The sequence below is a fragment of the Aureimonas pseudogalii genome (assembly GCF_014196835.1).
GTDB lineage: Bacteria > Pseudomonadota > Alphaproteobacteria > Rhizobiales > Rhizobiaceae > Aureimonas > Aureimonas pseudogalii.
In genome coordinates, this window is the sequence record NZ_JACIEK010000010.1 from 134,922 (window position 1) to 149,350 (window position 14,429).

A 14,429-nucleotide genomic window follows, 5' to 3' on the forward strand; every position below is an offset into this window, starting at 1 on the left:
CGGCTGCCCGGCGGGCGGCAGTCGCCCCCGCGAATGTCGGTCCACTCTCGAACAACGGTAAGGACACCGGGATGCTCCGCTTCATCCTGCGACGCGTCGCGTACATGGTTCCCACCCTGTTCGCGGTCTCGATCGTCGCCTTCGTCATCATCCAGCTGCCGCCCGGCGACTACCTGACGACGCTCATGGCCGACTGGGCCAGCGGCGGCGGCGCGGTGGAGATGGGCACGGTCGAGGTGCTGCGCGAGCGCTACGGCCTGGATCAGCCGATCTGGATCCAGTATTTCTACTGGATCTCCGGCATCGTGACGCGCGGCGACTTCGGCATCTCGTTCGAGTTGAACCGGCCGGTCACCGACGTCATCTGGGGCCGGCTCGGCTACACGTTCCTGATCTCCTTCTGCACGCTCCTGTTCATCTGGGCGCTGGCGCTGCCGATCGGCATCTACTCGGCGGTGCGGCAATATTCGATCGGCGACTACGTCGCGACCTTCTTCGGCTTTCTCGGCCTCGCCATCCCGAACTTCCTGCTGGCGCTCGTGCTCATGTACGTCACCGTCAGCTATTTCGGCACGAGCGTCGGCGGGCTCTTCTCGCCCGCCATGGTCGACGCGCCCTGGAGCCTGATGAAGTTCGCCGACTTCCTCGCCCATGTCTGGCTGCCGATCCTGGTGGTGGGCACGGCGGGCCTCGCCTCGCTGATCCGCATCATGCGCGCCAACCTCCTCGACGAGTTGCACAAGCCCTACGTCACCACCGCCCGCGCCAAGGGCGTCTCGGAGTTCCGGCTGCTCCTCAAGTATCCGGTGCGCGTCGCGCTCAACCCGCTGATCTCGACGCTCGGCTGGATCCTGCCGGCGCTCGTCTCGGGCGAGATCATCGTCTCAGTGGTGCTCAGCCTGCCGACCACCGGGCCGATGCTGCTGCGCGCGCTGCTGGCGCAGGACATGTATCTCGCCGGCTCGATCATCCTGATGGTGAGCGTCCTGACGCTGGTCGGGACGCTGGTCTCCGACATCCTCCTCGCCATCGCCGACCCGAGGATCCGCTTCCAATGAGCGACATCGCGACCACCCTCGGCGAACCGATCGCCCCGCAGCCCTCGCCGCTCGAGACCGGCCGTCGCGATCTCGCCGTCGCCGGCCAGTGGACGCTGTTCTGGCTGAAGTTCCGGCGCCACAAGCTGGCCGTCGTCAGCCTCGTCGTGGTGGCGCTCCTTTATCTCGTCGCGCTCTTCGCCGACTTCATCGCGCCCTTCGACCCGAACGCGGCCAACGCGCGCTACACCTACGCGCCGCCGCAGGGCATCGGGCTGTTCCTGCCGGACGGGGAGGGGACGCGCTTCGCCCCGCATGCCGCCGGCCTCAAGATGGAGATCGACCGCGTCGCCATGCGCCGCGTCTTCCAGGCCGACCCCGAGAACCCGGTGCGCGTCGGCTTCTTCGTGCCCTCCGCGCCCTACAAGCTCGCCGGCCTCGTGCCGATGCAGCGCAAGCTGATCGGCTCGCTGGAGCCGGGCAAGCCGTTCTACCTTCTCGGCGCCGACCGGCTCGGGCGCGACATCTTCAGCCGCGTCGTCTACGGGGCGCGCATCTCGCTTTCGATCGGCCTCGTCGGCGTCGCCATGAGCCTCGTGCTCGGCGTCGTCCTCGGCGGCATCTCCGGCTATTACGGCGGGGCGATCGACACCGCGATCCAGCGCGTCATCGAGTTCCTGCGCTCGGTGCCCACCATTCCGCTGTGGATGGGCCTGGCCGCCGCGGTGCCGCTGAACTGGCCGCCGGTGCGCACCTATTTCATGATCACGCTGATCATCTCGCTGATCGGCTGGACGAGTCTCGCACGCGAAGTGCGCGGCCGCTTCCTCAGCCTTCGCACCGAGGACTTCGTCCTCGCCGCGCGGCTCGACGGGGCCTCAGAGGCTCGCGTCATCCTGCGGCACATGGTGCCCTCCTTCGCCAGCCACATCATCTCGGTGATGACGCTCGCCATCCCCACCATGATCCTGGCGGAAACCTCGCTCTCCTTTCTCGGCATCGGGCTGCAGCCGCCGATCGTCTCCTGGGGCGTGCTGCTGCAGGAGGCGCAGAACATCCGCGCCGTCAGCCAGGCGCCCTGGCTCCTCTTCGTTCCCGGCGGCGCGGTGGTGATCGCGGTGCTCGCCCTCAACTTCCTGGGAGACGGGTTGCGCGACGCCGCCGACCCCTACAGCCGATGACCGACACCCCCGACGCCGCAATCGCCCCCGACGCTGCCGCCATCCCCGAGCTCGTCCTCGAGGTGCGCGATCTCCAGACCCATTTCGAGAACCGCACGGGCGTCCTCAAGGCCGTGGACGGCGTCAGCTTCGACGTGCGCCGCGGACGCACGCTCGCGGTGGTCGGCGAGTCCGGCTCGGGCAAGAGCGTCACCGCGCGCTCGATCCTCCAGATCGTCGATCGACCGGGGCGGATCGTGGGCGGCTCGATGCGGCTTCACCGCCAGGACGGGACGAGCGTCGACCTCGCCGCGCTCGACCCACGCGGGCGCGAGATCCGCGCCGTGCGCGGGCGCGAGATCGCGATGATCTTCCAGGAGCCGATGTCCTCGCTCTCGCCGGTCCACACGATCGGCAACCAGATCGAGGAGGCGCTCGGCGTCCATCTGCGGCTGTCGGGCGCCGAGGCGCGGCGGCGCGCGGTCGAGCTTCTCAGTCAAGTCGAGATTCCCAACGCCGCCGCGGCGGCCGACCGCTACACGTTCGAGTTCTCCGGCGGCATGCGCCAGCGCGCCATGATCGCGATGGCGCTCGCCTGCAATCCGTCCATGCTGATCGCCGACGAGCCGACCACGGCGCTCGACGTGACCACGCAGGCCGAGATCCTCGACCTCATCGCCAAGCTGCAGCGCGAGCACGGCATGGGCGTCCTCTTCATCACGCACGACATGGGCGTCGTCGCCGAGATCGCCGACGAGGTGGCGGTGATGCACGCGGGCCGGCTGGTCGAGACCGGGCCGACCGACGGCATCTTCCACGCGCCGCGCGCCGACTACACGCGGATGCTGATCCGCTCGGCGCGCAAGCTCGAGCAGAAGGCCGAGATCCGCCTCGACCGCCCCGCGAGAACCGCGCCGGCCGCGCCGTTGATCGAGGTGCGCTCGCTCTCCATGACCTTCGGCAAGGGGCCGACGCCGCTGCGCGCGGTGGACGACGTCTCGCTCGCGGTGGCGCCCGGCGAGACGCTCGGCATCGTCGGCGAGTCGGGATCGGGCAAGACGACGATGGGGCGCTGCCTCCTGCGCGTCTACGAGCCGTCCTCGGGCTCGATCGACTATCGCCGGGCCGACGGCTCGATCACCGATCTCGTCACGGCCGACCGGCGCACGCTGAAGGACTGCCGGCGCGAGATCCGGATGATCTTCCAGGACCCGGTCTCCTCGCTCAACCCGCGCATGACGGTCGCCCAGATCGTCGGCGAGCCGCTCTACGTCAACGGCATCGCCAAGGGTCGCGAGCTCGACGAGCGGGTGTCGGCGCTGCTCGCGCAGGTCGGGCTGGAACCCGCCTGGCGCGAGCGCTATCCGCACGCCTTCTCGGGCGGGCAGCGCCAGCGCATCGTGATCGCGCGCGCCATCGCGCTGAAGCCCCGCCTCATCGTCGCCGACGAGGCGACGGCCGCCCTCGACGTGTCGCTGCGCGCCCAGATGCTCGACCTCCTGATCCGGTTGCAGGACGAGCTCGACCTCTCCTACGTCTTCATCAGCCACGACATCGGGGTGATCCGCTACATGTGCGACCGCGTCGCCGTGATGTATCGCGGCCGCATCGTCGAGACCGGCCCGACCGACCAGGTCTGCGACGACCCGCAGCACGGCTACACCAAGGCGCTGCTCTCGGCCATTCCACGCCCCGACCCGCGCGAGCGCCGCCTCCACACCCGCTTCCGCTACACCGCCTGAAAGACGTCGCATGAAGATCCAGGACATCAAGGTCATCGTGACCTGCCCGGGCCGCAACTTCGTGACCGTGAAGATCGTCACGGACGAGGGGCTCACCGGCATCGGCGACGCCACGCTGAACGGGCGCGAGCTCGCTGTCGTCGCCTACCTGGAGGAGCACGTGATCCCCTGCCTCCTCGGGCGCGATCCCGCCCGCATCGAGGACGTCTGGCAGTATCTCTATCGCGGCGCCTACTGGCGGCGCGGGCCGGTCACCATGGCGGCGATCGCGGGCATCGACACCGCGCTCTGGGACATCAAGGCCAAGGCGGCGGGGATGCCGCTCTACGATCTGCTCGGCGGCGCCTCGCGCGAGCACGTGCTGTGCTACGGCCACGCGCAGGGCACCACGATCGAGGAGACGGTCGAGGCCGTCGGCCGGCGCCAGGCCGAGGGCTATCGGGCGATCCGCTCCCAGTCCGGCATTCCCGGCCTGCCGAACGTCTACGGCACCGGCGCCTTCTCGCTCTCGACCAGCGCCGCGACCGACGCGCTGCCGCGCGAGGAGGCCTGGGACACCGCGAAATATCTCGTCCACACGCCGAAGCTCTTCGCGGCGCTGCGCGACGCCTACGGCTTCGACCTCCATCTCCTGCACGATGCCCACCACCGCCTGACGCCGATCGAGGCCGCGCGCCTCGGCAAGGATCTCGAGCCCCACCGCCTCTTCTGGCTGGAGGACGCGGTGGCCGCCGAGCATCAGGAAAGCTTTCGCCTCATCCGCCGGCACACCGTGACGCCGCTGGCGGTGGGCGAGGTGTTCAACACGATCTGGGACGCACGGCTCCTCATTGAGGAGCAGCTCGTCGACTACATCCGCACCACCGCCGTGCATGCGGGCGGGCCGACGGCGCTGCGCCGGATCATGGATTTCGCCGCCGTCTACGGCGTTCGCACGGGCTGCCACGGGGCGATGGACATGTCGCCGGTGTGTCTCGGCGCCAACCTCCATCTCGACCTCTGGGCGCCGAACTTCGGCATCCAGGAATATTCCGGCTACACCGACGCCACGCACGAGGTCTTTCCGCATGCCTGGAGCTTCGCCGACGGCCTTCTCCACCCCGGCGACCGGCCGGGCCACGGGGTCGAGATCGACGAGACGCTCGCGGCCCGCTACCCCTACGAGCGCGCCTACCTGCCCGTGAACCGTCTCGCCGACGGCACGCTCTGGCACTGGTAGCCCACCCCCTTTCCTTGTCCCCGCTTCGAGGCACCGCCCATGAAGATCGTCGCCGTGCGTCCGTTTCCCGTCTGGGTCGGCACGCGTAACCAGCTCCTCGTCAAGATCGAGACCGACGAGGGCGTCTTCGGATGGGGCGAGTCCGGCCTGTCCAGCCGCGAAAAGGCGGTGGCGGGCGCGATCGAGCACTACGCGCAGTTCCTCGTCGGGCGCGATCCCATGCGGATCGGCGCGCTCTGGCAGGAAATGTACCGCTCGCAGTATTTCGAGGGCGGGCGCGTCCTCACCGCCGCCATGTCGGCGATCGACATCGCGCTCCACGACATCAAGGGCAAGGCGCTCGGCGTGCCCGTCTACGATCTTCTCGGGGGCAAGCAGCGCGACCACGTGCCGACCTTCGCCACCACGGCCGCCGCGCCCGGCGAGGCGATGATCGAGCAGGCGCGCGAGCTCATGGACGCCGGCTGGGACTGCATCCGCTTCATGTCGGCCGGGCAAGAAAGCCCCGACCGCCTCGACCCGCGTCGCTCGCTGGCCGAGACGGCAAGCTGGATGGTGCGGGCACGCGAGGCGCTCGGCACCGAGGTGGCGCTCGGCATCGACTACCACCATCGTCTCAGCGTCGCCGAGGCCGCCTCCTTCTGCCAGCGCATGCCCATGGGAACGCTCGACTTCCTGGAGGAGCCGATCCGCGACGAGACCCCCGCCGCCTACGAGGCGCTGCGCCGCCTCACCGACATTCCCTTCGCCATCGGCGAGGAGTTCGCCTCGAAATGGCAGTTCCTGCCCTTCATCGAGCGCGACATCCACCAGTTCAACCGGATCGACGTCTGCAATGTCGGCGGGCTGACGGAGGCGATGAAGGTGGCCGGCTGGAGCGAGGCGCATTACGTCGACCTTATGCCGCACAATCCGCTCGGCCCCGTCTGCACGGCGGCGACCATTCACCTCGCGGCGGCGGTGCCGAACTTTGCCTGGCTGGAGACGCGCTCCTCGCCCGTCGAGCGGCATCTGGGCTTCGATTCCAGCGAGATCTTCCCGGTGCAGCCGCGGTTGGAGGGCGCGGTCTATCCGGTCTCCGACGCGCCCGGTCTCGGAATCGAGGTGGACGAGAAGGCGCTGACGCGCGAGCCCTTCCGCTTCTGGGAGGCGCCCCATCTCAAGCGACCCGACGGCTCCGTCACCAACTGGTAGCAGGGTTCCTCGAATTGCGGCGCCGGGTCGCGAAGCGGGCGACAGCCGCCGATCCCACCGGATCGGCTCCGCGTCAGCTTTCGGTGGCATCCTGTCCTGGCATCGTGTCCTCCCAGATGATGCGTCGACCCGGCCCGCTCGGTCCTCCCCCGAGCGGGTCTTCTCGTCGAATAAGATGCCTCGTTCGCCGGGGCGTCTCTCCGAGATCGGCCCCAAGGCGACGCTGACGCCGCGCGTCCCTTCCCATCTTGCGACATAACGTCTTGCGCGAGGCGATCACCCTCGGAACGGGTGTCGAGACGGCGCGCGATGCGGCATGTTCGCGCCGAATTCGGAAGCCGAGGGAGAGCGCGAAATGCATCAGGTCCGTCAGCATGCGATCGCCGCGTTGTCCGCACTCTTCCTGGCCACCGCCGCCGCTGGCGCACAGGAGCCGGTGACCCTCACCTTCGCCGCGCACTACACCGATGCCGAGATGGCGCCGCTCACCGCCTGCTTCCGGCGCTACGAGAGCGAGACCCCCGGGGTCCGCATCGCCTATCGCCAGACCCCGATCGCCGACTTCATGCAGAACGTCATGACCTCGCGGATCTCGGGCGCGAGCCCCGACATCTACAACGTCTATTCGATCTGGGGAAAACGCCTCGTCGACAACGCCATCCTCGCCGAGCCGCCGCGCGAGATCGCCGATTTCATCGCCGACGGCTTCGAGGCGAGCACGGTCCAGTCGGCGGTGGTGGACGATCGGCTCTGGGGCATTCCTGCCGAAGTCGCCGTCTACATGCTGATCTACAACAAGCAGCTCTTCGCCGAGGCGGGGATCGCCGAGCCGCCGAAGGACTGGGCCGGCGTGATGGACGCTGCCGGCAAGATCGCCAAGCGCGACGCCCTCGGGCGCGTCGAGGTCGCCGGCTACGCGTTCGGGCCGAGCGTCGCCAACGCCGCGCATCCGTTCCGCACGCTGCTCTTCTCGAAGGGCTCGCAGATCCTCACCGACGATCTTGCGGGAACGCACCTCACCGAGCCCGCCGCCGTCGAGGTGCTGGAGGGGCAGGCGCGCCTGTTCCGCGACGGCCTGACCAGCGCCTCGCACCAGATCCGCGACTTCCCGGCCGGGCGCATCGGCATGATCATCGGCGCCAACTGGATGAAGCAGCTGATGCGCGAGGGCCTCGGCGACAAGCTCGACGCCGTGGTCGGCGTCGCGCCGATCCCCGGCTGGCCGGACTGGAAGACCTATCAGTATTCCTTCTATCAGGCGGTGGACGCCAACAGCCCCCATCCCGCCGAGGCGTGGACCTTCCTGCGCTGGCTGAACACGCCGGCTGCCGCAGGTCAGCGCTCCTGCGTCGGCGACATGCTGGTGTCGCTCGGCAGCCTCACGGCCAACAAGGCCGATCTCGCGGCGTCCGAGGCGGAGTTCGGCGACGCGTTCAGCCGGCCCTTCGTCGATGCGCTACGCTCGGGCCGCGCGTTGAGCGACCCGAACATCGCGCAGACCGCCGAAATGGACCGGGTCCTGCGCACCGCGATCGAGGAGGCCTGGCTCGGCCGCCTCGCGCCGGCCGATGCGCTCGCGAAGGCAGACCGCGAGATCACCGACCTCCTGGCCCTGCCGCAGTGATCGTCGCGTCGCCCATGGCCCACCACCCCGCCGCATGACGCTCGGACGCCGGCTCGCGCCGTATCTCTTCCTCGCGCCGACGCTCGTTGCGGGCCTCGTCTTCTTCGTGCTGCCGCTGGCCCTGTCGCTGGGTTTGAGCTTCACGACCTGGAACTCGCTCGCGCCGCCGCGCTTCGTTGGGCTCGCGAACTACCGCTATCTCCTCTCCCGCGATCCGCTGTTCTTCCTCAGCCTTCGCAACACCGCCGCCTTCGTCGGGGCGACGATCGCGGTCGGGGTGCCGCTGGCGCTGGCCTTCGCACTCGCCTTCCGGCGCAGCCGGTTCCAGCGTGTCTGGCGCAGCGCCTTCTGGCTGCCGATGGTCACCAACGTCGTCGCGGTCGCCTATATCTGGCAGTTCCTGCTCGCCGACCCCTATGGCCTCGTGAACCGCCTCCTCGGAGCGCTCGGGCTCGCCGGCCCCGCCTGGCTCGCCGATCCCGGCTACGCCATGGCGGCGCTCGTCGTGGTCTTCGTCTGGTTCCATGTCGGGCAGGACATGATGCTGCTCGCCTCCGGCCTCGACGCCGTCGACGAGCGCTGCGAGGAGGCGGCCGAGATGGACGGTGCCGGCCGTTGGCGCGTGCTCTGGTACGTGACGCTGCCGCTCCTGAAGCCGACGATCCTCCTCATCGTCATGAGCAACATGATCAAGGGCATCGGCTATTTCGCCCTCATGCTGGTGCTGACGGACGGGGGGCCGGTGAACAGCACCAACGTCGCGGCGCTGCATCTCTACAACATGGCCTTTGCGGACCTGCGCCTCGGCATGGCGTCGGCGGGCGCCTACGTCCTGCTCGCTCTCGTCTTCGCGATCGCGCTCGTGCTCCTGCGCGCGATGCGCCGGGGCGGGCTGGAGGCATGGTGATGCAGCCCGTCGCCTCCGCTCCCTCCCTGGCTGCCCCCCTGGCCGACGCCTCGCCCGTTGCCCCGTCGGTGCCACGCCGACGCCGATCCTCGCCCTGGCGCTGGGCCGGGTTCGCGGTGCTTTTCGTCGGCGCCGCGATCATGGTGGTGCCGTTTCTCGACCTTCTGCTGGGGGCGCTGCGCACGCCCGCCGAGCGCCTGATGCGCCCGCCCGGCTACTGGCCGGCGACGCCGGTCTGGCAGAACTTCGCGGACGTCTTCGCGCGCTATCCGCTCGCCCTCTGGATCTTCAACAGCGTCGTCGTCACGGTGGCGATCACCGTGCTGCAGGTCGCCACCAGCGTCACCGCCGGCTACGCGCTGGCGAAGTTCCGCTTCCGCGGCCGCGATCTTCTCCTGCGCTTCGTGATCGTGGCGCAGCTCTTCCCTTTCTTCCTGTTCCTGATCCCGCTCGTCTTCATCCTGCGCTACTGGCCGCTCCTCGGCGGCAACGACCTTTTCGGCCATGGCGGCACCGGGCTGCTCGGCACCTACGCCGCGCTGATCCTGCCCTTCTCGGTCTCCTGGTACGGGGTGTTCCTGATGCGCCAGTTCCTGGTGGGCGTGCCCGACGATCTCATCGAGGCCGCCCGCATGGATGGCGCCGGCGAGCTCCGCATCCTCTGGTCGATCGTGCTGCCGATCGTGCGCCCGGCCGCCGCGACGCTCGCGCTCTTCGTCTTCGTCTACCACTGGAACGAGGTCGCCTGGACGCTGACGGTCACCCAGAGCGCGCCGGACCTCCAGACCGCGCCGATCGGCATCTACATGGTGCGCGGCGCCTTCGACACCGAGGCCCAGCAGTCGCTGCAGCAGGCGATGATCCTCGTCACCATCGCGCCGGTGATCGCGGTCTTCCTGGCGCTGCAACGCTTCTACGTCAGCGCCGTCGCCGGGCCGTCACGGCGCGTTGGCTGACCCCGCCACCTCGCGCTCCAGACTCCAGGCGACATGCAGCGCCTCGGGCTCGCGGTAGAGCGGATAGAGCGGCCCGACCGTGCGATCGACGGCCTCGATGTCGAGAAGCGGTGGACGGCCGCCGAGCCGCTCCAGCGCCTCCGGCGTCAGGCGGATGGGGCGAAGCGTCTCGCTCGGCTCGCCGAAGCGCACGAGGTCGCTGCCGCGCTCGATGAGGCGGCGCGTGTTGCGCTCGCCGATCCGGTAGTAGCTCATCGTCTCCACCTCGAGGCCGGGCACGATGACCTTCGCCACCCCGACGCTGCCGTCCCGCGGCGAGCCGTCGACCACCAGCACGTCGAAGCCTGCCGCCTCCAGCGCCTCCGCCGCGAAGCGTCCGCGCTCGCGCGTCGTCGGCAGGGCGGTGGCGGGCAGCTCGGTGAAGGGCTTCATCGTGCGCCGGGCATAGACGGTCCGCTCGAGGGTCGCCCGCAGGTCCGCCGCCTCGCGCGTCGCCCAGTCGCGCATGGCTGTGAAGGCCCGGCTCTCGCCGTCGACGAGGCTCGGCATGGCACCCTGCAGGAAGGCCTCGACGAACCCGTCCGGCGCGACGCTGCGCGGCTCGCTCATGCGCCCGTGCGCGTAGGTCTTGCGAACCCGCGCCGAGCAGAACTCCAGCAGCGCCTTGCGCAGCGCAACGCTGCGGTCGGGATCGCAGGCCTCGCCGCAGGCCGAGAGCATGATGGGCGTGCGCGGCCCGAAACCCAGCCGGTCCCAGCCCACGACATAGACGTTGGCGAGGCCGAACGCGTCGCTCGCGAATTTCGGCAGCACGTCGATCCCCACCTCGTCGAGATGGCGCAGCAGCTCGCGCGTCGGCGGGTCGAGATCGGCGGGGTCGATGTCGAGCACCTCGCCCCGGTCGAGCGCCCGGAAGCCCAAGCCGTTGCCGTCGCGCTGCAGGAGTTCGAGCAGCCCGTGCCCGACCGCCCATTCGAGATCGGGGCCGGCGCCGAGCCCGTTGGTGATGAGCGTGGTGAAGGGCCGGTAGCCGGCGGGCAACTCGAACACGTCGGTGGCGGCGACGTCCATCGGCACGAGGACCGGCTCGCCGGTGGCGCGGCGCCGGGCCTCGATCCAGGCGAGCTCCGTGTCGTGCGTGACCGGGCTGCCGGCCGGCAGGCACAGCGTGAAGGGATCGACGATGCCGCGCGCGCCCCGTTCGCTTCGCAGCGCGCGGTAGGAGCCGATCCAGCGCGGCTCCTCCATCAGCCGCAGGGTCGGCAGGATCGCCTCGGCGATCTCCGCGAAAGCGCCGATCAGCGCGGTCTCGTCGTCGAAGCCGTAGCCATAGCCCGACGGCAGATTGCCGGGCAGGGCGGCGGCGTCGTCGAGAAACAGCGCGACCTTCCACGCCTTGACGCCGGTGCGGTCGAGTCCGTCGAGCGGAAAGCCGACGAACCGGCCCTTCGGAAGGGCCGCACGATAGGCTTGCGCGGCCGGCGGAAGCGGCGGGAGATCGGCCATGGACCCTCGGGTTTTCCGTTCTTCGATGCGGCTTGATGTAGCGGCGCCTCGGCATTCGTCGCATCGCGCGGGGGCGCCAAACCGTCGCGGGCCGAACGATCTCGTCGAAGCGTCGGCGATGCCGGGCCGAACCCTTGCGTCGCATGGCCGCCGCGCGGTTCGGCGCCATGTAGCGGACATGACGCTCCGCCCGCTTCTGGACCCGCAACTGATCTATCTGGAGCCCGCCGTGCGCGCCTACGCGCGAGGCCGCGAGATCCTCGCGCGCTTCCCGCAAGCCCGGCAGGTCGAGATCGACAGCCACTGGCGCAACCCCGAACTCTACCGCGCCGCCGCCGCCGCCGAGGACTGGCTCAAGCTGAAGCGCGACGTCCTCGTGCTCGGCGTCAAGAAGGGGATGACGCTGCGCCCGAATGGCCGCAGCGCCGACTTCATCGCGCCGTCCTCCTCGAACGGCTGCGCGATGGCCTGCTCCTACTGCTACGTGCCGCGGCGCAAGGGCTACGCCAATCCCGTCAGCGTCTTCGTCAACGTCGACGACATCGTCCGCTCGCTCGAGCGCCATGCCGCCAGGCTCGGACCCAAGACCGAGCCCAACACGGTCGATCCCGCGGCCTGGGTCTACGATCTCGGCGAGAACGGCGATCTTTCGGTCGATGCGACGATCTCCCGCAACGTCGAGGATCTCGTCGCCGCCTTTCGGGCGATCCCGAACGCCAAGGCATCCTTCGCCACCAAATGGGTCAATCGCGATCTCCTCGCCTACGAGCCGCAGGGCCGGACCCGCGTCCGCTTCTCGCTGATGCCGGCGGAGATGGCGAAGGTCGTCGACATCCGCACCTCGCCGATGGCCGAGCGCATCGCCGCCGTCAACGACTTCGTCGCCGCCGGCTACGAGGTGCATGTGAACTTCAGCCCGGTGATCGTCCACGAGGGCTGGGAGGCGGAGTGGCGTCGGCTCTTCCAGGAGATCGACGACGTGCTGACGCCGGCCGCCAAGGCGCAGCTCAAGTGCGAGGTCATCATGCTCACGCACAACGAGGCGCTGCACGACGTCAATCTCGCCTGGCACCCGAAGGGCGAGGACGAGCTGTGGCGTCCCGACCTGCAGGAACGCAAGGTCAGCGAGGGCGGCATGGTCAACCTTCGCTACAAGGTCGCCTGGAAGCGCCGGTGGCTGGACCAGCTTCTAGGATGGATGGCGCAGACCATGCCCTACTGCACCGTCCGCTACGCCTTCTGAAGACGCCGCGTCACTTGGGCGGTGAGGTGCGCGGGCGTGCCGGGCGGCGACGGGCCGTTCCCTCGCGAGAGCTGCGGTTCGGCTTCGTCGCGTCGATCGCGACCGATCCCGCATGGAGGATCCGTCGCGGCCATGCCGCGGTGCGTCTCAGAGCTCGTCGGCGGGCACTTCGACGGCCGGCATCTCGTCGCCGGGCGTCTCGCCGTCGGGGGTCTCCAGGGCGGGCGGCTCGTCCGGGCCTTTCAGCATCGTGCCGTTGATCGCGACCGAGCCGTCGCCGGCGGAGACCACCACCCATTCGAGACGACCGCCGTCCTTGGGTCGCGACAGACCCTTGGCGAACTGCAGCATGCCGACGGCCTGATGCAGGTTGGGATCGCTTGCGGCGGCGCCCTGAAGCGTCGCGATCGCCGTGTCGAGTCCGCCGACGTCGATCGCCATCGTCGAGACGGGCAGCCCGGACGCGAGCGAGACCTCGCCGCTGAAGGCGACGTCGAGATCGCGCGAGCGGATGCGGCTCGGCTTGATCCGCACGCGGATGCGTTCCGGGGCGAAGGCCGCCTGAACGTCGGCCTGCACCTGCGGCGTCAGCGGCGGATCGCTCGCGAAGTCGGCCTTTTCGAGCGCCATCTCCAGCGGCGTGGCGAGATCGACGCCCGAAACGGCGACGCCGAGTTCGACGAGATCCGGCGTGAGGGATGCGCCCCAGGCCGGCATCATCGGCGTCGTCACCGCGAGGCCCCGCAGCGCCACGTCCATGTCGAAGGACGCGTCCGCGGCGATGCCGCTGAGGTGAACCGTCTGGCTGGCCTCGCCGATGCCGAACTCGCCGTAGAGCGAGGCGACCTTGACGTCGCGGGCGGACGCGGTGCCATCGAGGCTCGACCAGAGCGGCAGGACGGAGCGGAGCCTGTCCTTCAGCGCCATCCCGAAGGGGCCGGCGAGCGTGCCCTTGGCGTCGCGTTCGAGATCGGCGGCGTTCGACAGGACGAGCGCGTAGAGATCGAGAATCGGGCGCGTGCGCGCCGCCTTCAAGGAGCCGCGGGTCTCCACCCCTTTGGCGCCCATCTCGAAGCCGAACGAGGAGGGCGGGGCGCCTTCCTCCACCGGGAACCGGACGGTGGTCGTCTGCGACACGGCGTCGTAGACCTGCGTGAACGCGACGTCGGCTCCGCCGTCCGCGGCCGGCGTCGCGGCGACCGTCAACCGCGTCGCGCCGATCGTGGCGACGCTGTCCGAGACGGCGTCGTTCGAGCGGTTGGTGGTGGTGCCGACTTGCGCCTCGGCGGAGAGGAACGTGGCGAGGGCGGGCGAATAGACGCCCTTGAACAGCTGCGAGCCTTGCGAATACTCGAAGCGCTGCGTCTGCCCTTCCACGTCGAAGGCGCCGGAGACCACGACGGGATCCCGCGTGAAGACGTTCCACGTCCCGTCGTCACGCTCGCTGACGACCAGCGACAGGGGCGCGAACGAAACGGGCGTCCCGGCAAGGTCGGACAGCACGGCGGCGGGATCGAGGACGATCCGGTGACCGTGGGGATCGGGTTCGATCCGCAGCAGCTTCTTCTCGAACGGCACGCCGGTGAGATAGGCGGTGAGCGCGGTCTGGAGCGAGGCCGCTTCCTCGATCGTACCGGCCGACGCCGGCGCCGGCTGCATGGATCCGTCCTGCGCGAGGACCGGACCGGCGGGCAGCCAGGCGAGCCAGAGAGCCAGTGCCGACGCCTTGAAACGATGATGCATGCGGTGTCCCCCTCGAGGTCCTGTCACGGGTCGCCCGAGCGGCGACGCGGGTCCGCGCCTCCCGGGGCGCACGCTGCGTGTGTCCTGGCGGCTGAAGG

Annotated in this window: 11 protein-coding genes; 9 read left to right on the forward strand and 2 right to left on the reverse strand. The window is 69.6% G+C overall.

From position 1 onward, the window contains the following. The first annotated feature begins 71 nt into the window (after positions 1-71). The 8 genes from GGR04_RS16800 to GGR04_RS16835 all read left to right on the forward strand — a co-directional run bounded on the left by GGR04_RS16800 (position 72) and on the right by GGR04_RS16835 (position 9,839). Complete coding sequence (locus GGR04_RS16800) at positions 72-1,058, forward strand: ABC transporter permease (protein ID WP_183201086.1); 987 nt, start codon at positions 72-74, stop codon at positions 1,056-1,058. After that, a complete protein-coding gene (locus GGR04_RS16805; RefSeq protein ID WP_183201087.1) occupies positions 1,055-2,218 on the forward strand; it encodes an ABC transporter permease in 1,164 nt (387 codons plus the stop codon). The genes GGR04_RS16800 and GGR04_RS16805 overlap by 4 nt, the downstream gene beginning before the upstream one ends. Continuing rightward, positions 2,215-3,939 carry an ABC transporter ATP-binding protein gene (locus GGR04_RS16810; RefSeq protein ID WP_183201088.1) on the forward strand — a complete coding sequence of 575 codons (1,725 nt, stop codon included), beginning with the start codon at positions 2,215-2,217 and terminating at the stop codon, positions 3,937-3,939. Before GGR04_RS16805 ends, GGR04_RS16810 begins: the two co-directional genes overlap by 4 nt. Positions 3,940-3,949: 10 nt before the next feature. Then, positions 3,950-5,158: a D-mannonate dehydratase ManD gene (gene manD / locus GGR04_RS16815; protein WP_183201089.1), complete on the forward strand. Its 1,209-nt coding sequence runs from the start codon at positions 3,950-3,952 to the stop codon at positions 5,156-5,158. Positions 5,159-5,197: 39 nt separating this feature from the next. Next, positions 5,198-6,352, forward strand: a complete 1,155-nt coding sequence (locus GGR04_RS16820) for a mandelate racemase/muconate lactonizing enzyme family protein (RefSeq protein WP_183201090.1) — start codon at positions 5,198-5,200, stop codon at positions 6,350-6,352. A 355-nt stretch (positions 6,353-6,707) separates the two neighbouring features. Then, on the forward strand, positions 6,708-7,976 hold the full coding sequence (locus tag GGR04_RS16825; RefSeq protein ID WP_183201091.1) for an extracellular solute-binding protein: 1,269 nt from the start codon (positions 6,708-6,710) through the stop codon (positions 7,974-7,976). Between the two features lie 34 nt (positions 7,977-8,010). After that, the gene (locus GGR04_RS16830; protein ID WP_210291841.1) at positions 8,011-8,883 is read left to right on the forward strand and encodes a carbohydrate ABC transporter permease; all 873 of its coding nucleotides are present in this window, start codon (positions 8,011-8,013) and stop codon (positions 8,881-8,883) included. After that, positions 8,877-9,839, forward strand: coding sequence for a carbohydrate ABC transporter permease (locus GGR04_RS16835; RefSeq protein WP_210291842.1), 963 nt, complete (start codon positions 8,877-8,879; stop codon positions 9,837-9,839). The genes GGR04_RS16830 and GGR04_RS16835 overlap by 7 nt, the downstream gene beginning before the upstream one ends. On the opposite strand, the gene GGR04_RS16840 is transcribed toward GGR04_RS16835, so the two are convergent. After that, positions 9,822-11,345: a YcaO-like family protein gene (locus tag GGR04_RS16840; RefSeq protein ID WP_183201094.1), complete on the reverse strand. Its 1,524-nt coding sequence runs from the start codon at positions 11,343-11,345 to the stop codon at positions 9,822-9,824. The genes GGR04_RS16835 and GGR04_RS16840 overlap by 18 nt on opposite strands. Before the next feature lie 178 nt (positions 11,346-11,523). Between GGR04_RS16840 and GGR04_RS16845 the strand changes: the two genes are divergently transcribed. Then, positions 11,524-12,588, forward strand: coding sequence for a spore photoproduct lyase family protein (locus tag GGR04_RS16845; RefSeq protein ID WP_183201095.1), 1,065 nt, complete (start codon positions 11,524-11,526; stop codon positions 12,586-12,588). A gap of 147 nt (positions 12,589-12,735) precedes the next feature. On the opposite strand, the gene GGR04_RS16850 is transcribed toward GGR04_RS16845, so the two are convergent. Beyond that, positions 12,736-14,331: a hypothetical protein gene (locus GGR04_RS16850; RefSeq protein WP_183201096.1), complete on the reverse strand. Its 1,596-nt coding sequence runs from the start codon at positions 14,329-14,331 to the stop codon at positions 12,736-12,738. Positions 14,332-14,429 lie beyond the last annotated feature (98 nt).